The organism is Microthrixaceae bacterium (assembly GCA_016702505.1).
GTDB lineage: Bacteria > Actinomycetota > Acidimicrobiia > Acidimicrobiales > Iamiaceae > Aquihabitans.
Genome location: JADJDU010000008.1, coordinates 1 through 22,000, shown reverse-complemented (window position 1 = coordinate 22,000; position 22,000 = coordinate 1). Strand labels below are relative to the sequence as shown.

Here is a 22,000-nt window from a genome sequence, read left to right as displayed (position 1 = left end):
TCAGAGCAGCGGGAGCACTGTGCCGATGACGAGTTCCCCGGCTTCATCGATGTCGTAACCCTCGGGCCACGCGCCGACGAGCGGGATCAGGTCTCGGCGGAACCCTTCGTCGTCCAGCTTCTCGCGCAGGTTGAGTTCGGCTCGGCGAGCGGTGTAGCCGTCCGGTCGGTAGGGACCGAAGCAAGCGACGAGATCCTCCGGGGTGACGCCGAGTCGGGTGATGGCCAGCCAGAGGTCGAAGAGGTCACGGCCCTTCGAGCGTTGGAACAGGGCGCGGATCTTTGTGGCGACGAGCTCGGCCAGATCGAAGGTCTGCACCTCGGCGTTACCGTTGAACCACGGCGACTCGAGCCCGTACGGCACGCGCGTCAGCGGCCGGGCCGGGGCCCGTTCGAAGGTGTTCACCTCGACCTTGACGCGCATCGTCCCTGCCCCTGACTCGAACGGTGCCCGCAGGAAAATCTTGGGGTGGCGGCCAATCTTGGTCCGAACCTCCATGCCCAGCCGCTCGCCGATCGCCGACACAGCACGCGTGAGATCACCGATGCCCCCACCGCTTCGCCGGACGTAGTCGAGATCCTCGCTGTAGCGGGCCAATCCGGTGTCGTAGAGCTTGTGCAGACAGGTGCCTCCTCGGAACACCAACTCGTCACCGAGGTAGGGGGTCCTGTGCGATCTCGACGATGAGGCGCGAGAGAACTAGGTCCTGCTCGACCTGGTCGCCGCCGATCCAGGGGACGACGGTGGACCAGTACGTGAGCTGCGTCGAGGTGATCACACGTCCGGCTCGATCTCTCGGTTCACGATGAGGCGCCACCGCTGATCGATGGTGCCCCGTCGACCAGCCTGCGAATCGAGCGCCGTGACCGACCCTGAGCCCACCAACGCCGCGAGGGGCCCCGAGTCGAAGTCCTCGGTGAAGGTGTCGAGCAGCCAACCCAGCCGATGCACGGTCGCCACGGGAAAGTGCTCGGCGACCTTCGCCAGTTCGATGGGGTCGAGCATCTGGTCCTCGACCAGTTCGACGAGGATGGTGGCGACGTTGTCGAGGCCCGCAGAATCGAGCGGTCGAGTGACCAAGTCGAGGGCGGTGGCCTCGGGCGTGGAAACAAGGATGTCGCCGGTGCGGGTGCGACTCGTCACCGTGGGGATGTCGTCGATTCGTCGGTTCACGAAGAAGCGGAGACGCGCCCTCCCGTGATCACGATTGCGGAGCATCTTGTCGACCATCACCTGGAACACCTGAGGCCGCTGGTGGGCAGCACCATGGATCTCAGCCGCCGACAACAGGCCGACGTAATAGCGGCGGTCGAGGTGGCGCATCATCTGGTCAATGAACTCGGCGGCCGGGATCGACCCACCCCACACCCAATACTCAAGCGGAATCGGTACGTAGAACCCCTGGGCCGGCGAGAACACCTCGCCCTTTCGAATCAGCCGCTGTAGCCCCTGGTGCGCCGCAGGGCGCGAGCCACCGACGAGATCCGCGGCCTCCTCGGTGGTGAACGACGTCGTCCCACGAGAGAGCAGGTAGTCAGGCAGTTCGTGCCAGGTCAGCGTCTGCATGCGCAAAACAGGCTCCCCCATTCGGCCTTCCGCTGTCAAATGATTGCGGGATCCCTTGCTTTTCATCAGTTCTAGCAACTGACCGACACCTCGCACCCCAGCCGCGGTGTCCCCGTCCCGCATCGCGAGTCTCGACGCTACGAGCCTGCGGCCTTCATCCCCCGCTCCACCCTCCCCACCGACCAGCAGTGCGCCGACCTGTTCACCGCCATGGCCGACCAGGGCAACGAACGGTGGGCGATCGTCATGGCCCTCATCCACCGATCCGGACTCCGCTGGGGCGAACTCACCGGCCTCCAAGCCGGCGACCTCTAGTTCGAACCGAACCGCATCGTCCACGTCCGCCGAGCCGTCGAGCAGACCTCCGCCGGACCGCCCACGCTCAAGACCGCGAAGAACGGCAAGACCCGCACCACCTTCTTCCCGAAGAGCCTCGCCGTCGACCTCGCTCAACTCGTCGACGCCGTCCACAACGAGCACGGCCCGACCGGCCCCCTCCTCCCGAACCACCGCGGCGGCATCGCCCGCCGGTCCTCGTTCCAACAGGTCTGGATCAAGGCCGCCGAGAACGCCGGCTGGCCCATGAACGCTCCCCCACGCCGCACCGCCGGCTACGGGACAAAGGACAAGGGTTGGCGCTGGACCGGCTCGGCCAAGTGGACCGTCCACGACCTCCGCCACGTCGCAGCCTGCTGGATGCTCTTCGACCTCGGCCTCAACCCCGCCATCGTCGCCGAGAAGCTCGGCCACGCCGACCCCGCCTTCACCGTCAAGCGCTACGTAGGCATCCGAGGCAACCCCGACGCACGAGCCACCGCCCTCACCGACAACTGGTGACGCGCTGAGCAGGCGAGCACCATGTCGGGCGTGCTGCCCCGCACTCGTGGTTCACTTCGCGGGTGGAAGTTGACCTCGCTCAGGCCTTCGCCGTGTTCGGTGAGCAGGACTCAGCCTGCCGCTCCTACTGCGTCGCCGTAGAAGGTGCTCGCCTATTCGTGAAGGTGGCAACGACGGCTGTTGCCGCGGAGTCGCTGCGGCGCGCGATCACCTTCCACCGATCGGTGACGCACCCGGTCATCGTCGCTCCGATCCACATGCAGGATCGAGGTGACAACGACGTTCGCTTGGTCTAGCCGTGGCACGACGGAGAGGTGCTCAACGCCGCCACCCGCCACGGCAGCGACCGGTCCGGGCTGGTTCGATTCCAGACCCAACCGCTTGATGTCGTGCTCGGCGCCGCGGCGTCGATCCTCGATGCCCACCTGGCGGTGGCAGCGGCCGGGTTCGTGGCCGTCGATCTCTACGACGGCACCCTTCTCTGGGACGAAGCTACGGAGACCATGCGGCTCATCGACCTCGACGAATACCGACCTGGGCCATTCGCGGTCTCCGGTGAGCGGCTCCCCGGATCGCTGCACTACATGGCCCCCGAGGAGCTACGCCAAGGCGGGCTCACCGATGAGCGCACCACGGTTTTCGGGCTCGGCCGGGCGCTTCACCATCTACTCGCCGGGCCCGACCGTTGGCGGGGATCATTTCACCAACGAGACGTCATCGCCGGTGCGACCCGCACCGACCCAGACCTCCGCTTCGCCTCCGTCGCCGAGTTCGTGGCCGCTTGGACAGAGAGCTCGGCACCGCCCGTCGCGTAGCCGCAACAGCAGGGGACCACCGCGATCAAGTGCAGTGCGCCCAGGAGCCGTCTCTCACCGACACGGCCTTGTCTATCGCATGTCGGTTGGCACGCCACGCCGAAAAGGTCCTATGACGCTCGTCACATTTCTGCACAAATCCTGGCACAGAACGCACGGGTACTGGAAGGAACGCCCTGGTACGGGAGGTGACCATCGGGACGCTCGAACCGTCCGCCCAGGCCCCCAAACCGCTTGTCGAACGACGAAACCCCCTGCCTGAGCAGGGGGTTTCGCTCCGGAGCGGACGACCGGATTCGAACCGGCGACCCTCACCTTGGCAAGGTGCGGCTTCGGTCGTTTGTCGGACGACGAACGCCCAGGTCAGCAGTGGTATCGGCCCGCCGACCGGGCACCTCTGGCACAACTTCTGGCACAGACGCCGCCAGTCGACGGATCCGTACCTGTGCATCCCATCGTATCCTGCTCCGTCGGCGACCTCGCCCGATGGTGATCAGAAGGAGCCGACCCACAGGTCGTGATCGCCGATGGTCGTGACCGCGCTCCAGCCGACGGTCGTGAGGAGCCGTTGGCTGCGGACGTTCTCGACGTGAACCAACCCGGCGATGCGGTCGCCGCTTCGGTCCACCGTGCCCAGGTGATCCAGCGTGAGGTCGAAGATCTGCCGACCTACGCCGGAGTGCTGATAGTCGATGGCTACAGCGAGGACCTCGAGCCAGATCCCTTCGAGGTCCACGCGAACGATGTCCTGCCATGCGACCACGGCGACGAGATCGTCACTGTCCTCCACGAGCGCCAGCGCGCGCCGTTGGAAGGTGGTTCTGGGAACGTCGTTCATCCAGCCGATGGCACGAGTCGTGATCCACGCTTCGACCTCGTCCTCGTACGACTGCCCGCTCGAGCAGGAGAAGCCGGCGAGACGACTCGCGTCTCCTGCCGTCGTGTCGAGCAGCCGCAGTATCACCCGGCCGCGGCGACCGGGCGCGACAGCCGCTCCCGCTCCGCCGGCGTCAGGAGGTGCGGCCCACCGGGCACCCGCTCGTTCAGATCTGCCTCCGGATCGAACGCGGCACGAACCCACACGGTCGTGGCGCCACCCGACAACTCCTCGGTATCCACGACCACGAGGGCACCCGCCCACGCCATCGGCGAACCGGACGGAGCCGGGATCGGCAGCGACCGCCCCTCCTCGTCGACAACGAAGGCGACCCGACCGGATACGTCAGCGACCCGACCAGCGAACGTGTCGATGCGGAGATCCGGCAAGAGCCGAGCGCGCGCCGATGCAGTCAGCGTGGCCAACCGGGTGAGTGCCCCACCCGTTCCGAGATCGATCTCGGCCGGATCTGGATCGGGTCCGCCGTGTTCGGCCAGCCACTCCGCGACGAACCTGGCCGCTCGGTGGCCGGCGAGCTTGGTGGCCGCCGCGTGAACGGCCCCTGCCGCCGCCAGGTCGCCCACCCTGACGAGCCGGGCCACATCGACCATGAGCGACGAGTACCAGACGACCCGACCATCGGCGCCCCGAACCGAACGCGGAACGACGGTGATGGGCTCGGCGGCCAAGCCCTTGTCTCGAAGCGAGCGCAGCGACGAGTCCGCACGAAGGTGCCCTCCAGGACGGAGCACACCAGCAAGCTCCGTGGAGGTCGTGAGCGGCCAAGCGAGGATCATCCCAAGATCATAGCCTCTGAATCAGCGAATTGCAGGGTCAGAAGGAGAGGGGGAACAGCGATGGACACCCGAACCGACCCACCATCGTTGCGGTGGAGGCCGACGGGCGCTTCACCTACGAGGTGATAGGCGAGCACGACGGCCTGCAGGTCGGGACCTGGTCGGTCGACGGTTTGCAGCTCGAGCTGGCGATCCCCTGGGATGACGACGGCCGAAAACGGCTTCTATAGGTGGGTCCACGATGGGGACGCCATCCCGCCAACCCTTGTCCGAGGCCGGAGAACGAACAGGCGCTCGATGTCGAGATCAGCGAAGATCGAGTCACGATCGTGCAGCGAGACGACCACAGGCCGGGCGGCCCGAGCTACGACTGGCGGGTCGTCTGCACCCGGGAGTCGACCGACCCGGGGAACATCCCATGACGCCGGCGTCTGAACCCTGCTGAGCCACGACGCATTGGCTCCCAACACAGGTCGACGTCGACCTCAGCCTCGCCCCCAGCCTCTGGATCTGCTCGGCGTCTCAAGGCGACAAGGCGTACCAGATGGCGTATGCGGCAGGTTCTTCGGGGGTGGCGACGCACACGGTGAGAGCGACGTCGCCATCGGTTCCTGCGGGGATCTCGATGGTCAGGGTGTTCGTTCGGAAGTCAAGCGTTGACGGCACCTCCGAGCCGTTGATGAATGCCCGAACACCTCCCTCGACGGGAGTTGCGGCCAACGTGACCGACTGACCGGGTTCGACAGTGGAGCCCCCAGCCGGCGTGACCCGTTTCGCCGGACTCGGCAGGCGAATGATGATCGGGGAACCGTCGTCGGCACGACCCGTGACAAAGGCCGTTGCTCGGGGTCGACCGTCCCTTCCTTCGGCGAGGAGGGTCACGATCGGTGCCGCAACCTCGAAACCGGTCGAAGGAGAGACGAACACCAATGGGGCAGGATCATCGATGAGCCAGCCGTGCTCCTCGCGGAAGCGATCCAGCAGTGCACTGATCTCTGCGCTCTCGTCGGCATCTGGGTAGCCCGACCACAACTCCGCAGCGCCCGCCAGATCATCGGTCCGAAGCCGGTCGAGGAACCGAAGAACCACTTCCTGTGCACCCTCAGCGTCCCCTGGGGCCAGCGTCGGACCACCTGGAACAGCGAAACCGGACGACTGTGCGGGATCTGGCTCGGCTGGGGAAAGGTCGTCGGGCGGCGTGTATGCCATGCCGATGTCCACCGGTTCAGGGTTTCCCGATTCCCGTTGAATCGTTCCGCCCCATGTGACGATCTCCGAGCCCGTCCAAACCGCAACAGCCGGCACGATGGAGTCGCCTCGGTCCTCGACGCGATGCCATGTACCGGCTGCGGGATCCAGGAGTCGGTCGTCGTCGACGACCCATCGTCCGGCGGTGCCGGCGTAGCTGGTGCGACCCCCGATGCCCGGGCGGGCCTCGGCCGGCAGGGCTGTCCAGGTCCCCGAGCCCACGTCGAGGACGCCGCCCGTGGCGAATCCGTTCGATCGACCGGTGCCCAGGTTGACGACCAAGCCCTCTAGCGCGACCCACGAGCCGCCGTTGTTGTCGATTTCGGAGCGGGAGAGCTGACGCCATCCGTCGGAGCCGAGCACTGCTGCCTGCCACAAGCCGTTGGGGGGTTGGCCGGGCTGGTCGTAACGACTTCCGAGGAGCACCAGCTCGCTTCCGGTCCACACCAACGCACGGTCGCTGAGACGGCCGATCGGATCGGGATCCACGGGAATCCAGGAGTCCGTGTTGGGTTGATAGCGCCACGCGGTCAGATCCGAGCCGCCGTTGGGCGCGATACCGACCCACGAATCCCCGGTCCACGCCATGCTCCGAAGTTCGTTGTCGGGCGGGCTCGCTCGGCGGGTCCACCGGTCAGCGGCCGGGTCGTAGGAGAGCAGTGCGTCGGGCGCGTTTGTCACGTCTGCGAGCACGAGCATCTCGCTTCCGGTCCATGTGGCGACGCCCCTGACGAAGGGGACTGGTGCGTCGGCCATCGGTCGCCAGAGATCCGCCCCAGGGTCGTAGGCCGCGCCGTCCGCTCGGGGCTCCAGCGCACGCAGGCAGTCAGCGCTCGCCGAGCATGGCGGCGTGCTCGATCCTCCGGCAATGAGAACCTCCTCGCCGGTCCATGCGGCCACGCCCTGGTCACGCTGCTCCAGCGGCGAGCTGGCGATGGGACGCCAAGACCCCGAGGTCGGGTCGTCGATGGTCGGTCCGACATCCGCGATCCGAATCGTCGGCGGTCGGTCCGGCCACCACGTGATCTGGGTCGTCGTCGCCGGTGATGCTCAGCAGCCCGCCGACGAGACCAACGATGACGATCGCTGCGGCCGCACCCCCGAACCGACGGCGGCGTCTCACATGCTCACGCCCACGGCGGACCGTTCGGTCCAGCGCCTCCGCCGTGCGAACCGAGACCTCGGGCAGACCTGTCGAGTCGAGGACGTCGTCAACGCTCATCGGTCACCTCCTCGCGCTCACCGAGCGCTGCAGCAAGCGTGGACTTGGCACGGTGGAGGTGGACCCGCACGGTCGCTGCGCTACACCCGAGCGACTCCGCCACCTCAGCGGTTGACCAACTGGCCAGGTGGTACAGCACGACGCAGGCGCGCTGCCTGGCCGGCAGGTCCTGCAGCAGCCGGACCAGATCGACGTTCTTGGCTGCGGTGTCCGCAGGATCGGCACCCGGCGATGGTTCGGGAACCGGGCGACGGTTGCGCTCAGCGAGGCGTACCGCGTCACGAATGGCAACCCTTCGTACCCAGGCTCCCGGTTGGTCGTATCCACCGATGCGGCGCCAACGGGTGAACGCCTTGAGGAACGCCTCCTGGGCAACGGCTTCTGCGTCCTCGACCGACCCGACGATCGGCGCCACGACCCGGACCACGCGCGCGTAGTCGGCAAGGAACACCTCCTCGAAGTCCGATCGCAGTCCATCCACTGATCTACACAGTCGCAGGCTGACCAGGACGTTTACCGCGTCCGGAAGAAATTCAGCCGCAACACGCGGTTCAAGCCGCCTTTCTCGGCCTACAAGGGCATGGAGCAGCAGACGAGTGCATTCGCGCAAACGGGTGGGCGAACACGACCTCTGGCACGACCGTTCGCACGACCCCGGTGTGGATGGTGGTCGTCGTGATGCGGGTGACGACGCTCAAGGTGCCAGCCGCGAAGGTGGGCCGGCTGCTCGCCTACTACGCGGGGCTCGCCGAGGACCCGGAGCGGCCGGGCCCGGCGCGTGGGCCGGTGGACTACTACCTGGATCCGGATGAGCCGCCGGGCCGCTGGTGGGGTGATGGCTGTGCCGCTCTCGGACTGGCCGGCCCGGTGGACGGGGCGGACCTGCGGTCCTTGCTCGAGGCCGAGGACCCCCGAACCGGTGACCGGCTGGGTCGCCGGTTCGGGAACGCATCTGCCCGGGGGTTCGATGCGACGTTCTCGGCACCCAAGTCGGTGTCGGTGCTGTGGGCCCTGTCGCCGGACCCGTGGGTGCGGGCCGAGGTGCTCGCCGCCCACGACGCGGCCGTCGATGCAGCGATGGGCTGGTTCCAACGCCATGGGGCGGTGACCCGCCGGGGCACCGATGGGTTGTTCCAGGTCGACACGCTCGGGGTCACCGCGGCGCTGTTCCGCCAGCACACGTCGCGGACCGTCGATCCTCAACTCCACACCCATGCGGTGATCTCATCGAAGGTGCAGGACGAGAGCGGCGGCTGGTTCGCTCTTGATGCCCGGTTCCTGAAGCGTCAGCAGCGCACCATCGGCTGGATCTACGACGCCGCCCTTCGGGGTGAGCTGACCGCTCGGCTCGGGGTCGAGTGGCGTGAGCACGACGGGATGGTCGAGGACCTGGCCTGCATCTCGGCCGATCTCCGTGACGGGTTCTCCAAGCGCAGCAACCAGGTCGCCGAGAAGCACAGCGAGCTCATCCGCCGGTGGAGCGCCAGCCATGACGGCGCCGATCCAGATACGAGGACCATCGCGTCCCTGGAACGAGACGCTGCAAAGAAGTCCAGGCCCGACAAGGAGCACGGGATCGACGCGGCCGTGCTCCGGGCTGAGTGGGTCGACGAGGCTCGACGGCTCGGTCACGACCCGGAACACCTCATCGCCAAGGCGATCACCTTCCAGGGGTGGCCCGACGGTCGAGTCCACGACGAGGACCTGATCGACGAAGCACTGCTTCATGCCAGCGATGAGGCGTCGACGTGGCTGCGAGCCGATCTGGCTCGTCACCTCGCCACGATCATCGAACCCTACCGGTGCCCGACCGCCGTAGCGGTCGTCGAGGAGATCGACCGCCTGGCCACCCTGGCCGAGAAGCGCTGCACCGCCCTCGGCCCCGAACGCAACGACACCAGCCGACACAGGAGGGACGGGCGACCCCTCACCGAGCACGTCACCGACCGACGGTTCACCAACCCGGGGGTCTTCCGACAGGAGGAAGAGCTTCAAGCTTGGGCCGCCAGCCATACCCGCCCGGTCGGATCGACCGCTGATCCTCAGCGAGCTGCGGCCCTGGCCATCGCCGGGCACGATCAGCTCGTGGTCGTGGTGGGACCGGCAGGCACGGGCAAGACCCACACGACCGCGGTCGCGGTCGGGGTGCTGCAGGCACGTGGCCGACCGGTGGTCGGGCTCGCGCCCTCGGGCAAGGCCGCCGACGTCCTCGCCACCGAAGCCCACTGCCCCACCGACACCGTCGCCGGGTTCCTCACCCGCAACCGGGGCCGGCCGACACCCTGGCCTGCGGGCACCACGGTTCTCCTCGACGAAGCGGGCATGGCCGCGACCGCGGATCTGGCTCGGCTCGTCGACCTCGTGCGCCTCAACCGATGGCGGCTCGTCGCCGTGGGCGACCCGGCAGCTCGCGTGCGCCCGGGGGCGCCCCTGGGCGACCCCCCACCCGCCCACCCCCCGGCCCCACTGGGAAGCGCCCAGCCTCGGCTCCGCCCGGCGACCCCGCAGCCCCCCCCCCCCTCGCCCACCCAGCTGGTCGCCACCCCGTCGCCCGAGCACACCAGAACCATGGGGCCGCCGGCCGACCGGATCACCACGAACACCGCCGAGACTGCGGCCCATAACCTCCGGCTCCGCCATCCCCGGCCAGGGCCGCGGCACCACCGGGCGACCCGCCACCCGCGCAACGATCCACAGCCCCCCCCAGGGCGAGAAGGTGCGACCGCCAGCCTGGACCGTCGCCGCCACCCCCCGACGGGCGATCACCGCCCCACGGGCGCCCCCCCCCCGGCCCGCCACGCGACGGCTGGGCGGTCACCGGGTACGGCAACCAGGGCGACACCGTCGACATCGGAATCGCCGTCCTCGAAGGCTCCGCCAGCCGCAACCATGCGTACGTAGCCATGACCCGAGGTCGTCAAGCCAACCATGCGCTCGTCGTCGACGCCGACGACACCACCGACCCCGCCGATCGTCTCACCGACATCATCACCAGGCCCAGCACCGTCGAGTCCGCGCTCGCCGTCCAAGCACGTCTCCACCGTGAAGCCGGCATCGAGCCGTCCGCCGACCAACGTCGGGTCCAGCGCCCCAGCCGGCCCGAGACTTCCCCACCCGAGCCGTCCCCGCAGAGTGAAGCCGACCGACTCCACCAAGAGAAGGTCGACGCCGCCCGAGCGCGCCTCGACCGCGCTCAACACCGACTCACCCACTCCAGCCCCGACCGCGGGCTCGGCCTGTGACCGGTCGACCCGCCCACAGACACTCAGCGCTACCCTTGGATCGTCACCGGCTCGCTGCCCGCATGGTGACGACCGGCGAACCAAGGGCGGCCTCCTGACACCCAGCACCGACGTGCTGCCGTCCGAGGGGGTCGCCCCGTGGCGAAACGCACCCGCAAGCCCATTGCCGTGTTCGAGCACGGCACCCGCATCTACGCACCCGTGGAAGGCGAACGACGACACCGCATCGTCGCCCGCGACGCCGCCACCGGCGAGCGCCTGTTCATCGCCGCCGGGTCCGAACAGGCGGCCCGGCTCCGCGCCCGCGAGATCGAGGAGCGACTCGAAGCAGCCGCGTCGATCCGTGAACCCGACCGGTGGTCTCGCACCGTCGAGGACCTCGCCTGCCGCTACGTCGACGACCACCTCACCACGAAGTCGAACCGGTACCGGGAGAAGCACGAGTACCTCCTCCGAGCGTGGATCCTCCCCACCATCGGCAGCCGGCCGGTGATCGAGTGGAACTCCGCCGAGAGCGACCGAGTCCTCGCCTCGGTCCGCAGGGCCGGACGCTCCGACGCGCTCGTCCAGGACGTCGGCAGCGCCATGCGCGCTCTCGTCACCTACGCCCGGCGCCTCCGCTGGCTCACCGCCGCGACGACGACCCCATGTGGCTCGTCAGCTACTCCCCAAGTCCGCCCGCCAAGGCGAGACCGCAGCCTTCATCCCCCGCTCCACCCTCCCCACCGACGATCAATGCGCTGCGTTGTTCGCGGCCATGGCCGAACAGGGACACGGACGCTGGGCCCTCGCCATGCGACTCACCCATCGAGCGGGGCTCCGCTGGGGCGAGCTCACCGGCCTCCTAGCCGGCGACATCGAGTTCGAGCCGAACCGGATCGTGCACGTCCACCGAGCTGTCGAGCAGACCTCCGCCGGCCCACCGACGCTCAAGACCCCGAAGAACGGCAAGACCCGAACGACGATCTTCCCCAAGAGCCTCGCCGACGACCTCGCCCAACTCGTCGCCGACGTCACCGCCGAACACGGCCCCACCGGCCTGCTGTTCCCGAACCGCCGCAGTGGCATCGCCCGCCGGTCGTCGTTCCAACAGGTCTGGATCAAGGCCGCCGACGCCGCAGGCTGGCCGATGACCGCGCCCCTACGCCGCACCACCGGCTACGGCGAGCACGACAAGGGCTGGCGGTGGACCGGCTCGGCCAGGTGGACCGTCCACGACCTCCGCCACGTCGCCGCCTGTTGGATGCTCTTCGACCTCGGCCTCGACCCCGCCATCGTCGCCGAGAAGCTCGGCCACGCCGACCCCGCCTTCACGGTCAAGCGCTACGTAGGCGTGAGGGGCAACCCCGACCAACGGGCGACCGAGGTCACCGAGGGCTGGTGACTGGTGGACAACCGCCGCTTCCCCAATACGCCCGGAACTGGCGTCCGGGGGCAGTCGACTTAGGAGGCGAGCCGATAGGCGAGCCGACCAGACAAGCACGGTGGGTGAACCGAGGCGCCAGCCGAGGTCCGACAACATCGACGCGACGACGGGCGGACCTATCCGCTCGAGTTCTTAGGCTCCGGTACGTGGCGCGGATCGAGACGAGCGACGCACGGGCTCTTGGGGTGAGCGGAGGAGCCAGAAGCGTCCGTCTGACCTTCGCCGTCGCTCTCGGACTTGTCGCCATGGTGTTGGTTGCGCTTGGGATCCAAGCGGCGCAGCGGGAGCCGACATGTGGTGGGGTGACCATGGGGCCTGGGGATACCTGCGAAGTCGGAGTTCAGCAGGACGGGTCGTTCACGACATACCCCGAAGGCCGCGCGGAGGACCAAGACGCCAGCCAGAGATTCCTCGTTGTCGGCGGTCTGTCGGCGGTATGCGCGGCCGGTCTTGTCGCAGCGGGAGGCACTCGACGGCCCAGTGTTTCCCAGCGGACTTCCGACTAGCGCCTCCGATCGGGTGCCACGAAAGTGCCGGTCTCCACAGGACCGCAAGCCATCGGTAGGACCCCCCTGTGAACGCGAGTTCTCAGGGGCTCACTACTCCCTCGGGGTCAACGTGCGGGCGGATCAGATCGGGCAACCTGGACGGATGCGACCTGACCGCTCCCGCAACGCCGAGGAACCGATGTCCCCTGGCAATCGTCGAACCAGCGTGTGCCACAGAACCTTGCTCGTCGGCATCGCCATCACCGTCGCCCTCGCCGCTTGCTCGAAAGATGACACCGCAGATCCGCTGAGCGGGTGCGATCCAGGACGGCTGAGAATTTCGCCGCCAGAGGTCATCGTCGATGAGCGAGCCTCCCAGATGGGATTGCTGTTCATCTCGCATCGGTCTTGTGGCTTCTCCGCTGACGGGTCCGGCTACCTGGGCGGAGACCCACCTGTCGTCCCTGTGGCTTCCGCTCTCGAGGTCCGCGTGCCCTCCGGCTTCGAGACCAGCTACTCCCTCGAGGCCTACGACGAGCACCGCGCGGCGCTCACGGATGTGGCGACCGACGATGATCAGACTTTCGCTATCGGTCGCCCAGATCCCGGCTGCTACGACCTGGTCGTCGACGTACTCAAAGGCGACCACCAGGGCCGGTGGGAGACCCGGCTCGATGTTGCGGGCGGAGGGTGCCCGTCAGAGAACCGGTGAACTTCTCGCGCTCTGCGCCGGTTGGCCGTGAGCACCAGCCCGGGTAGGGGACGCCGTGGCTGAGCTCTGTGAGAATGCCGACGTGCGCCGAATCCTGCTTGTGATCGCCCTTTCATTGCTGGTCGGGTGTGGTGACGAGACTCCGAGCGCCTCAATCGAGGATTTCTGTTCCATCGTGCGGGAGCTTGAGGGCGCCTCGGATGCATCGCTCGCCGCCGTCTTCGGTCAGGGGTTTGATGCACCAGTGCTGACGCCTTCGCAGGTCGAAGAGGCGTTCGATCGCCTGCGAGGCATCCAGGGCCGCCTGAGCGAGGCGGCACCCGACGATGCACCGGAGGCGATCGACCGCTACGTCGACATTCGTTCCGACTACATGGATGCAGTAGCGGAGCGCGGTTTCGACCCCGACCCCGCCACCCTCGACGGGGACGATCCCCGAGTTCTGGCCTGGCAGGACGAATCGACACGGGTCCTCGAGGAGGAGATCGGCAGCTACGCCGAGTCGACCTGCCAGCCTGATTGAGGGCCTCGTCGGCGAGGATCACTCAGGTGACGACGCCTCGGGGATCGTCGAGCCGACGACCGGCCGCGCGCCCGGCATTCCTGATGTGCCGGACGGTGATGGCGATGCTGTTCTGTCGAGCCAATGTTGCGCCTCGCGTGACGCTCGACACATTTCTGGCACAAGTTCTGGCACAGATCGCATCGGTACGGGAGAGAACTCGCTGGTACGGGAGGTGCCTGGAGAGACGGCTCCGCTCCCCTGTCAGTCCACGGAACGGCAGGTCAGAACGACGAAACCCCCTGCCTGAGCAGGGGGTTTCGCTCCGAGCGGACGACCGGATTCGAACCGGCGACCCTCACCTTGGCAAGGTGATGCTCTACCAACTGAGCCACGTCCGCGTGGGTTGGTCACCCTAGCAAAGGGCTTCCTGGCACCCAAAACACGCTGGGGTTCACCCGCCGGATCGAGCTCTGATCCTCTGAGCCATCTCCACGGCCAGCGGGCGATCGGCGATCTTGTCGACCACGATCTGACGGCCCTGGTTGATCAGGGTGAGGCTGGCGGTCTTGTCGTCCTGCCATCCCTGAACTTGAAGCGCCGAGTCGAGGGCGAAACGCTCCACCACCGGACGCCACTGGCGCTCATCGGCCAGGACCAGAGCCCGATCCGTGAGCACCAGTACCGCGACGTTGGCATCGAGCTTGCCGACCACCACCGACTCGACCACCTCGTCTGGTTCCAGGACCGCTCCCGCCACCGCAAATGCGACACGAGCGTGCTTCCGCGGTGTGTTCCCAACGCGGGATGCTGCCGTGCCCAGCCCGTTGGGGTCGCTCGGCCCGGTGGGCATCGGTACCGCCGGGGGTGGCATTGGCGCCGGGATGGCGCCGGGCTGGGGACCCGCCTGACGGCACGCCGACAAGCGCGGGCGGAGCAAAGCCAGCAGGTGGAGGCGGGGTCGAACCCGATGGTGACGGCGGGACCGAGCCTCCCGGAGGCGGGGGTGGAACCGAGCCTCCCGGAGGAGGTGGGGCCAGCCCTGGAGGCGGCGGAACCAGGCCCGGCGCCGGAGGGGGCGCCATGCCGGGCGCCGGAGGGGGCGCCATGCCCGGGGCTGGAGGCGCAAATGCCCCGGGGGGAGGTGGAGGAACTGCACCGACTGGCGGGGGCGGAACCATTCCCGAGGGAGGAGGTGGAGCAACCCAGCCACCCGATGGTGGTGGCGGCACCGGCGCAGGGGGCGGCGGATCCAGGCCCGGAACGGGAGGTACGACTCGGACGGCGGCGGCGTCACCGAGGCCTCGAACGGTGGTGGCGGCACCGACGCCGGAGGCGGCGGAACCACATCCGGTGGCAAAGCCGTTGTTGAGGTAGGCGTGAAATCCGTCGGCAGCGCTTGTGACAAGGCAGGCTCGGGCTGGGCCGCTTCCGCCTCGGCCGTTGGAGGGGTCCATGTCACAGGCTCGGCCTCAGTTCCTTCCGGGCCAGCGGAACCAAGGGAGCCAGCATCCACCGGGCCAGACTGGTCCGGTTGTGAAGGCGGAATCATCTCGTCGGCAGATCCCGGGGATGGGACGTCGCCCACCGGCGACGGTTCGCCGAGGGTCGTGGGCGTGACCTCGGCAGCGGTCACCTCCTCCACCGCGGTCGGGGCCGCAGCCGCGTTCTCCGCGAGACCCCCGTCGGTCTCCGGTGCCAACTCATCATCGAACTGGACTGGGGCCGGGAACGTAGGGGACCCAGGTTCGCCGAACACGGGGGCAGCGTCTGACACTGGAGGGGGCACCGGCACCGGGACCGGTTCGGAGGGAATCTCGATGTCGATCTCCGCCTCACCGAGGAGCACCGAATCCATCGGCGGTGGAGGCGGAATCACGGGGTCGCTAATCACCGGCGGGGGTGGCATCGGCGGTGCCGGAGGAACAAGCCCACCCGTCGTGGGCGGGGGCGGCGGCAATGCGAAATCGGGAAGGGGCGGGGGTACGGCCCCTACGCCACCAGGCAGAGGAGGCACCGCTGCGCTCGAGGGCGGCGGCAGCACCTCACCGGTGGGCGGCGGCGGCGGAGGGGCCACCGCACTCGGCGGTGGCGGGGGTGGCACGACACCACCGACGGGAGGAGGCGGTGGGGGCGCCACGCCGGCGGGGGGCGGAGGAGGTGCCAGACCAGCGGGCGGCGGAGGCGGCGTGCCGAACCCTGGCGGGGGTGGCGGTGCCACCCCCGATGCGGCCGGCGGCGGTGGTGCCGCTGCCGGCTGTAGCGGCGAACCGCAACCCATGCAGAACTTCGAGGTTTCCTCGTTCTCTACTGCACACGTGGGACAGATCATGTGGTGAGCCCTCTCGCCTCCGGCACCGTTGGGCGCAGCGTAGGTGACGGGCCGCACCGTCGTGACCAGAACTGCGGTCTGACAACCGCGATCGTCGGACCCCAGGTCCAGACCATTCGAGCCGAATCCAGTCGTCCTCGCTGCGAGGCTGTGAAGACCGAGGCTCTGCCTCGATTCGCCATGCCGTGCTTCTGGGTCGGCCCGCCTACCGGCTCGCCTCCTAGAGACTTTCGTCGGCGGAAAGTGCCTTGGTGATCAGCTGCTTCCCTTCAGCCGACAGCGAGATCATCTTGACTGCTTCGAGGGCTTGCTCGCTCATCTTGGCTGCGGTCCGGCGCAGAACCTCGATGATCTTGGCCTCACCAAGCTGTAGGGCCAGCTCGTCGAACTGGAGCTCCATAAACACCAGGCACAGAGCGTCCTCGTGAAGCTGAGCTCGCGGATCATCGCTGCGCAGCCGTTCCTTGGCGACGATCGCCACCGCCTCGGCCACCACCGGATCTGGACATCTGGCGTCGGTCAAGATCGCCCGGAGCTCCTCGGCCTGTCGGACCTTTTGGGCCGATCGCCACTTCAGGTAACCGGCCCTGCCTTCTGGGTAGTCGGTGCGGGGTGACACCCACCGGCGCAGGTGATGGGCTCGGGCTGCGATCAACTGCGCAGGTGTGGCATCAGGGTCGAGTACCAGCGCCCAATGCCCCATGCGATCGGCGTGCACCAGCTCCTTGGCCCGCAGCTCCCCGTCAAAGTTCACGGTGACCGGATCCGCGCTGTTCGCCGCATCGATCGCTTCGATCGCATCCCTGAACCACTGGGGCTGTGACAGAGCCATCGACGACACGGTCATCGGGCCTTCACCGGTCCCCGAACAGCCGATCAAGGTCGAGCACCAGATCCGGGTCCTCCACAGGCTCCGATTCGGGCACAGCCGCCGTCAGAGCATCCACGGGTTCAGCCGCCTCATCGAGGAGGTGCGTCGGCGGGGCAGCGACGAGTTCGGGCTCCGGTGGCGAGACCTCGATCAGACGAGCGTCCATGGGCTCGGGTTCCGGGAAGGCTTCGAGGTGTTCGGGGAGGGGCTCGGGTTCCGGGAAGGCTTCGAGGAGTTCGGGGAGGGGCTCAGGTTCGGGCTCGGGTCGTGGAGGTTCCAGGTCAGCCGCAGGCTTCCTCGGCTCTGGGGTTTCGGAGGCGGAGGGTTCGACGATCGGGGTCCCCGTCGGCTCGGATTCGGGTTCGAGTTCACTCTGATCGTCAACTCCAGACGCGCCTGTCTCGGGCTGGTCGAGGGAGGTTCCCAAGCGGTTGGGCGTGTCGTGTTGGGCGACCATGCCTCCCCGTTCGCGTCGCCCCCCGCTCGAGCGACGGACCTCGGCCCTTCGGTGACCGACACCGGTCTGCACCGGTCGAGTCTGGCGCCAGTATCTGATCGTCAGGACGCTCAGCGCCACCGCCACTGCCACCAAGCCGGCCACGACCGCCCACACCTTTCGGTTCTCGGCCTCGGAGCTACCCAACTCCTCCTCTACCACTGGGACAGATGTGGACCCGACCGTCGTGGTCGCACTCGTCTGGGCCTGCTGCTCGGCGACCAAGACCGAGAGGGGAAGCGACGAGGCCGGAGCCGGCGACATCACCGTGAGCGTCGTCGCCAGGACCAAACCGGAGGCCAGAGTCACCAACGACCATCGCGTGTGCCGGTCACGACCGACCCGGGCTCCGGGCTGATGACGAGGTGCGGTGCGGTCGGCGGTCACGGGAACTGGATCGTACCGGCGGTGGCCCAGACCTCGTGAACCCGGGACGCCGCTCAACGTTGGTGATGCGGACACCAGTAGGTGGTTCGCCCGCCGATGGTCTGGCGGCGCAACGGGGTGGCGTCGCTGGGGCAGGTGCCGTCGCGATGGCGCTGTGGGTGTAGGTCCCCCTGGTTCGAACCACCCCGTGAACCGAGCACCGCAACCGTTGATCGCACCGTCTCGGCCAGGTGATCGACCTCGTTGGAGCGGAGACCGCCAGCCGGGCGGTCAGGGCGGAGACCAGCTCGCCACAACGACTCGTCCACCAGCAGGTTTCCCAGCCCCGCCAGTCGGGACTGATCGAGGAGGCGGGCCTTGAGCGGACTGGACGAACCGGCAAGCGCACGCTGGAGCTGGGCGGCTGTCACCGATGCTGCGTCGGGACCGAGGCGCCGCACGTCTGGGTCGAGCTCGACACCACCCAATCGACGAGGATCGGTGACGCGCAGACGACGTCGGTCGTCGAGAACCAGCGCAGAACCGATCCCAGGCTGGGTCGTCCCGACCGGGCGCGTACTCCAGTCGATCGATCGGCCCGTCGTCGTCGAGGAGCAGCCGTCCCGTCATCCCGAACCTGAGACCCAGCAACGGTCGGGTCTCACCTACCGATACGGTCAGCAGCTTGCCTATCCGTCTCGTGCCCGCAACGGTGGCCCCGGTGAGAGCATCGGTCACCTCCAGCGCTGTGACCCCCTTCAAGAACCACTCGTCGGGGGTCTCGACGTGTTCGATGCGACACCCGACGACGGTCTCGGCCAGCAGCCGGTAGGCCTCAACCTCCAACAGCTCGGGCATCGACCTGGCTCAGCTCGTCGCTCGGTCGAGGGCCTGCGCGAAGTCGGCCACCACGTCGTCTGGATGCTCCAGCCCCACCGACACGCGAATGGTGCCCTGACCGATGCCATTTGCTGCCAGCTCATCGGGCAGGAGGTTCACATGGGTAGTCGAGGCCGGGTGGGTCACCAGCGTCTCGGGTCCCCCCAGAGAGGTGGCGTGCTGGGCGATCCTCACGGCCTCCACGAACCGCCGTCCCCCCTCCAGGCCGCCAGCCACATCGAAGGTGACGAGGCTTCCCCCCGACTCCATCTGACGGCAGGCCAGATCGTATTGAGGGTGAGACGGCAGGCCGGGGTAGCGAACCTCGGACACGTCCTGGCGTTGTTCCAACGTCGAGGACAGGGCCAGAGCTGTATCGCACTGCTGTCGGAGCCGGACCGGCAAGGTTCGGATTCCACGAGTGGCGTTGAGCGCATCGAAGGGTGATGCGCACGCTCCTTGGAGTACCGCGAATCCCCAGAGCCAGTCGATCAGCTCCCGACTTCCGGCCACCACCCCGATGGTGGCGTCGTTGTGCCCGGCAATTCCCTTGGTGGCCGAGTGCACCACCAAGTCGACGCCGTGCTCCAGGGGGCGCTGCAACAACGGTGTGGCGAACGTACTGTCGACAACGGTGACCGGGCCCCGAATCGCACCCACTGCGCTCAGGTCGACCAGATCGAGGCGAGGATTGGCCGGTGTCTCGGCGAACACCATCGTGGTCTTGCCCGGGCGAATCGCAGCGGCAAAGGCGTCGGGGTCGGTGCCATCCACGAACGTCACGTCGATACCGAACCGGGGGCAGACCGCCTGGAATAGGAGCTGAGTGGCGGCATAGAGCTGGCGTTGGGCCACGATGTGGTCCCCCGCTGAACACAGGCCGAGCACCACACCGCTCACCGCGCCCATGCCAGAAGCGAAGGCACGAGCGGCTTCAGCACCTTCGAGGTTCGCCACCAGTTCCTCGAAGCCACTGACGGTCGGATTTCCGTAGCGGCCATAGAAGCGGTCGGGCCCCACCGTGGTGGCCATCGCCCGTGCCTCGTCGACGGTTGCCGCCGAGAAGGTCGACGTGGCCCACAGGACCGGGGCCAGGGAGCGGTCATCACCGACACGCCCAGCCCTGATGGCTCGGGTCTGGGCATGGAGGGCTTGAGGCTCGGTGGGGTCAGTGGGCTCGGTGACGGTCATTTCGGGTCGGACTCCAGGAATGGGACGAGGGCGGTGGCCACCTGTTGGTGGTCGATGAGGAAGGCGTCGTGGCCGTGAGGGCTGTCGATCTCGTGGAACTGGGCGCGTCCGCCCGCGGCCACCACCCCCTGGGCCAGCTCCCGTTGTTGGTATTCGGGGTAGAGGATGTCCGAGGTGATGCCCATGGAAAGTACCGGGGCCGTGATCCGGGCCAACGCTGCTCGCATGCTGCCCCGACCCCTGGACAGGTCGTGAAGGTCCATGGCCTTGGTGAGAAGCAGGTACGAATTGGCGTCGAACCGACGAGCCAACTTGGCTCCGTGGTAGTCGAGGTAACGCTCGACCTCGAAGCGTTGCCACAGCTCTATGCGGTCGGCGAGAGGGTCGACCGGCGCCCGGCCGAAGCGGTCGGTGAACACGTCGTCGCTCCGGAAGGTCACCTGGGACACCATGCGGGCCAGCGACAACCCGGCATGGGGACCGTCGCCGGGCTTGGCGTCGTAGTACCAACCGTTGCGCCACTTGGGATCGAGAGCGATGGCCCGACGCCCGGTGCTCCACCACGCGATCTGCTGGGCCGAGGCGGCCGCACACGAAGCGATAGCCACCAGCCGACCAACCCGGTCGGGGTACATGACGCCCCACTCCAACACCTGCATTCCCCCCATCGACCCTCCGATGACCGCGTGCCATTGACCGATGCCCAAAGCGTCGGCCAGCCGCGCTTGGGTTCGGACGATGTCACGCATGGTGACCACCGGGAAGTCCGGCCCGTAGCAGTGCGGCTCGTCGGGACGCGGAGATGCCGGGCCAGAGGTCCCCTGGCATCCCCCGAGCACGTTGGCACAGACCACGAACCACCGTTGCGTGTCGATGGCCTGGCCCGGTCCGATCAGGTCGTCCCACCAACCCGGTGTGGGATGCCCGTTGCCCGCTGGCCCCGACGCATGGGAGTCACCGGTCAACGCATGGCACACCAGGATGGCGTTGGTGCCATCGGGGTCTAGGTTGCCAAAGGTCTCGAACGCGACCGTGACGTCGCGGAGCTGACCGCCCCCTTCCAGCACGAAGGGTCGGTCGACCGCCATCCGCATGAACTGGCGCTGACCGAGCGGATCGCCTGGCCGCCACGCCCCGGTGGCGGGCAGGGTGGATGCGTGGGGCTGGATCCACGGTGGGGGCGACAACGGGGACCCGTCGGCCCAGTGGGCGACGCTGTGGTCCATCGACTCATCCTCCTGCTCGGGGGGCGGGTCACCGGGTGCCTGCGCCGGGCGAACCCGGACACTTCGTTGCCGACCTGCGCCGACCACATCCCCACCCGAGGGTGGGAGGGCACCTTGGGTGTCCGTCCCAGGTTGCCGGACCCGGTCTCCCGGGCCGCTCATGATGACGACCTAGAGCGTAGGTCAAAGCCGAGACCATCGATGCAACGAGTTGTCGCGCGCTCCTAACGGCTGGTTCTGGTCATCCGTTCCGGAAGGCGCGACCGCCACCAACGCTCGAGTTCGGTGTCGGGTCGCCGCCCGAAAGCGGCCGCCATGGACGAAGCGAACAAGTCGATGTGACCGGCGCTCAACGCCCGAGCACCGGCATCCCACGACTCCTCGTCAATCGGTGTGGGTAGGGCCAGCAGCGACGCAACGGTTGCCCGGATAGCACAGGCCGACCTGCCGGCCCCCGCGCCCCAACCCATTAGGACCGATGTGGCCACCGGGGAGCAGACGACTGCCGCCACCCTCCACAAGAAGACTTCGTCGGTTTCCGGATCTACCTCCTCGGTTTTGACCATGCCGTGCGCAAGGGTCGGCTCGCCTATCTGCTCGCCTCCCAGGAGTCCCATTCCTTCGTTGACCCGACGACGGAGGACGACGGTGGGCGTCGATGGCAGCCACGAACCGATCAGATCCACCGCCGCTTCGCCTACCCGGGTCTGGCTGGCCACCACTACCTTCGGGCCCCGGGTCGACGCCGCCCACACCGCGGCCCGCCCGCCAGCTGCGGCCAACGCCGCCCGATCCACCACGGGTCGAGACCACGACTGGCCCCCGAATCGGGTCGCACGCTCACCCCACCACAGCCCCGGATCGACCAGGCCCGAGGTGACTAGGGGTGCCAGCGTCGCGGCAGGTC

20 protein-coding genes, 1 tRNA gene, 2 pseudogenes and 1 riboswitch are annotated in these 22,000 nt (G+C 68.0%); of the genes and pseudogenes, 8 read left to right on the top strand and 15 right to left on the bottom strand.

The window, feature by feature from the left end:
• Together IPG97_08735 and IPG97_08730 are read right to left on the bottom strand one after the other, a co-directional pair.
• Positions 1-778 (bottom strand): annotated as a pseudogene (locus tag IPG97_08735) (nucleotidyl transferase AbiEii/AbiGii toxin family protein).
• Entirely contained in the window at positions 775-2,109 is a 1,335-nt protein-coding gene (locus tag IPG97_08730; protein MBK6856614.1) for a type IV toxin-antitoxin system AbiEi family antitoxin, read from the bottom strand. Before IPG97_08730 ends, IPG97_08735 begins: the two are co-directional and overlap by 4 nt.
• A gap of 39 nt (positions 2,110-2,148) precedes the next feature.
• Here IPG97_08730 and IPG97_08725 point away from each other — a divergent pair, with 39 nt between their 5' ends.
• Both IPG97_08725 and IPG97_08720 read left to right on the top strand, forming a co-directional pair.
• A complete protein-coding gene (locus tag IPG97_08725; GenBank protein ID MBK6856613.1) occupies positions 2,149-2,403 on the top strand; it encodes a hypothetical protein in 255 nt (84 codons plus the stop codon).
• Positions 2,404-2,465: 62 nt separating this feature from the next.
• A pseudogene (locus IPG97_08720) lies at positions 2,466-3,218 on the top strand (serine/threonine protein kinase).
• Positions 3,219-3,711: 493 nt separating this feature from the next.
• Here IPG97_08720 and IPG97_08715 read toward each other — a convergent pair.
• Together IPG97_08715 and IPG97_08710 are read right to left on the bottom strand one after the other, a co-directional pair.
• Entirely contained in the window at positions 3,712-4,056 is a 345-nt protein-coding gene (locus IPG97_08715) for a GNAT family N-acetyltransferase (protein MBK6856612.1), read from the bottom strand.
• Positions 4,057-4,178: 122 nt separating this feature from the next.
• A complete protein-coding gene (locus IPG97_08710) occupies positions 4,179-4,892 on the bottom strand; it encodes a hypothetical protein (protein MBK6856611.1) in 714 nt (237 codons plus the stop codon).
• Between the two features lie 92 nt (positions 4,893-4,984).
• On the opposite strand from IPG97_08710, the gene IPG97_08705 reads away from it, so the two are divergent.
• The gene (locus IPG97_08705; protein MBK6856610.1) at positions 4,985-5,122 is read left to right on the top strand and encodes a hypothetical protein; all 138 of its coding nucleotides are present in this window, start codon (positions 4,985-4,987) and stop codon (positions 5,120-5,122) included.
• A gap of 292 nt (positions 5,123-5,414) precedes the next feature.
• Here IPG97_08705 and IPG97_08700 read toward each other — a convergent pair whose 3' ends face one another.
• The 3 genes from IPG97_08700 to IPG97_08690 form a co-directional block, all read right to left on the bottom strand.
• Positions 5,415-6,896, bottom strand: a complete 1,482-nt coding sequence (locus IPG97_08700) for a hypothetical protein (GenBank protein ID MBK6856609.1) — start codon at positions 6,894-6,896, stop codon at positions 5,415-5,417.
• Positions 6,897-7,047: 151 nt separating this feature from the next.
• Positions 7,048-7,362: a hypothetical protein gene (locus tag IPG97_08695; GenBank protein ID MBK6856608.1), complete on the bottom strand. Its 315-nt coding sequence runs from the start codon at positions 7,360-7,362 to the stop codon at positions 7,048-7,050.
• The gene (locus IPG97_08690) at positions 7,352-7,843 is read right to left on the bottom strand and encodes a sigma-70 family RNA polymerase sigma factor (GenBank protein ID MBK6856607.1); all 492 of its coding nucleotides are present in this window, start codon (positions 7,841-7,843) and stop codon (positions 7,352-7,354) included. The genes IPG97_08695 and IPG97_08690 overlap by 11 nt, the downstream gene beginning before the upstream one ends.
• Positions 7,844-8,025: 182 nt before the next feature.
• Here IPG97_08690 and IPG97_08685 point away from each other — a divergent pair, with 182 nt between their 5' ends.
• The 5 genes from IPG97_08685 to IPG97_08665 all read left to right on the top strand — a co-directional run bounded on the left by IPG97_08685 (position 8,026) and on the right by IPG97_08665 (position 13,753).
• Positions 8,026-10,263: a relaxase domain-containing protein gene (locus IPG97_08685; protein ID MBK6856606.1), complete on the top strand. Its 2,238-nt coding sequence runs from the start codon at positions 8,026-8,028 to the stop codon at positions 10,261-10,263.
• A gap of 2 nt (positions 10,264-10,265) precedes the next feature.
• A complete protein-coding gene (locus tag IPG97_08680; protein ID MBK6856605.1) occupies positions 10,266-10,604 on the top strand; it encodes a hypothetical protein in 339 nt (112 codons plus the stop codon).
• Between the two features lie 649 nt (positions 10,605-11,253).
• On the top strand, positions 11,254-11,988 hold the full coding sequence (locus IPG97_08675; GenBank protein ID MBK6856604.1) for a tyrosine-type recombinase/integrase: 735 nt from the start codon (positions 11,254-11,256) through the stop codon (positions 11,986-11,988).
• 693 nt (positions 11,989-12,681) lie between these two features.
• A complete protein-coding gene (locus IPG97_08670; protein ID MBK6856603.1) occupies positions 12,682-13,230 on the top strand; it encodes a hypothetical protein in 549 nt (182 codons plus the stop codon).
• Between the two features lie 55 nt (positions 13,231-13,285).
• Entirely contained in the window at positions 13,286-13,753 is a 468-nt protein-coding gene (locus tag IPG97_08665) for a hypothetical protein (protein ID MBK6856602.1), read from the top strand.
• Between the two features lie 307 nt (positions 13,754-14,060).
• Here the strand turns inward: IPG97_08665 and IPG97_08660 are convergent.
• The 8 genes from IPG97_08660 to IPG97_08625 form a co-directional block, all read right to left on the bottom strand.
• Positions 14,061-14,133 (bottom strand) — tRNA-Gly (locus tag IPG97_08660).
• Between the two features lie 53 nt (positions 14,134-14,186).
• A complete protein-coding gene (locus IPG97_08655; GenBank protein MBK6856601.1) occupies positions 14,187-15,590 on the bottom strand; it encodes a hypothetical protein in 1,404 nt (467 codons plus the stop codon).
• A 694-nt stretch (positions 15,591-16,284) separates the two neighbouring features.
• The gene (locus IPG97_08650) at positions 16,285-16,896 is read right to left on the bottom strand and encodes a DUF4202 domain-containing protein (GenBank protein ID MBK6856600.1); all 612 of its coding nucleotides are present in this window, start codon (positions 16,894-16,896) and stop codon (positions 16,285-16,287) included.
• Between the two features lie 22 nt (positions 16,897-16,918).
• Positions 16,919-17,818 carry a hypothetical protein gene (locus tag IPG97_08645; protein MBK6856599.1) on the bottom strand — a complete coding sequence of 300 codons (900 nt, stop codon included), beginning with the start codon at positions 17,816-17,818 and terminating at the stop codon, positions 16,919-16,921.
• A 270-nt stretch (positions 17,819-18,088) separates the two neighbouring features.
• Entirely contained in the window at positions 18,089-18,655 is a 567-nt protein-coding gene (locus IPG97_08640; GenBank protein ID MBK6856598.1) for a hypothetical protein, read from the bottom strand.
• 9 nt (positions 18,656-18,664) lie between these two features.
• Positions 18,665-19,867: a PLP-dependent transferase gene (locus IPG97_08635; protein ID MBK6856597.1), complete on the bottom strand. Its 1,203-nt coding sequence runs from the start codon at positions 19,865-19,867 to the stop codon at positions 18,665-18,667.
• Complete coding sequence (locus IPG97_08630) at positions 19,864-21,093, bottom strand: homoserine O-acetyltransferase (GenBank protein MBK6856596.1); 1,230 nt, start codon at positions 21,091-21,093, stop codon at positions 19,864-19,866. The genes IPG97_08635 and IPG97_08630 overlap by 4 nt, the downstream gene beginning before the upstream one ends.
• 52 nt (positions 21,094-21,145) lie before the next feature.
• Positions 21,146-21,265: riboswitch (SAM riboswitch) on the bottom strand.
• A gap of 52 nt (positions 21,266-21,317) precedes the next feature.
• Positions 21,318-22,000: hypothetical protein (locus IPG97_08625; protein ID MBK6856595.1), on the bottom strand; the 683-nt coding region annotated here is incomplete at its 5' end.

Coding starts and splice junctions, on each gene's coding strand:
- IPG97_08725 (MBK6856613.1), top strand. CDS start 2,149: ATGAACGCTCCCCCACGCCGCACCGCCGGCTACGGGACAAAGGACAAG.
- IPG97_08715 (MBK6856612.1), bottom strand. CDS start 4,056: ATGAACGACGTTCCCAGAACCACCTTCCAACGGCGCGCGCTGGCGCTC.
- IPG97_08710 (MBK6856611.1), bottom strand. CDS start 4,892: ATGATCCTCGCTTGGCCGCTCACGACCTCCACGGAGCTTGCTGGTGTG.
- IPG97_08700 (MBK6856609.1), bottom strand. CDS start 6,896: ATGGCCGACGCACCAGTCCCCTTCGTCAGGGGCGTCGCCACATGGACC.
- IPG97_08695 (MBK6856608.1), bottom strand. CDS start 7,362: ATGAGCGTTGACGACGTCCTCGACTCGACAGGTCTGCCCGAGGTCTCG.
- IPG97_08685 (MBK6856606.1), top strand. CDS start 8,026: ATGGTGGTCGTCGTGATGCGGGTGACGACGCTCAAGGTGCCAGCCGCG.
- IPG97_08680 (MBK6856605.1), top strand. CDS start 10,266: ATGACCCGAGGTCGTCAAGCCAACCATGCGCTCGTCGTCGACGCCGAC.
- IPG97_08670 (MBK6856603.1), top strand. CDS start 12,682: ATGCGACCTGACCGCTCCCGCAACGCCGAGGAACCGATGTCCCCTGGC.
- IPG97_08655 (MBK6856601.1), bottom strand. CDS start 15,590: ATGGATTCGGTGCTCCTCGGTGAGGCGGAGATCGACATCGAGATTCCC.
- IPG97_08650 (MBK6856600.1), bottom strand. CDS start 16,896: ATGGCTCTGTCACAGCCCCAGTGGTTCAGGGATGCGATCGAAGCGATC.
- IPG97_08640 (MBK6856598.1), bottom strand. CDS start 18,655: ATGCCCGAGCTGTTGGAGGTTGAGGCCTACCGGCTGCTGGCCGAGACC.
- IPG97_08635 (MBK6856597.1), bottom strand. CDS start 19,867: ATGACCGTCACCGAGCCCACTGACCCCACCGAGCCTCAAGCCCTCCAT.
- IPG97_08630 (MBK6856596.1), bottom strand. CDS start 21,093: ATGGACCACAGCGTCGCCCACTGGGCCGACGGGTCCCCGTTGTCGCCC.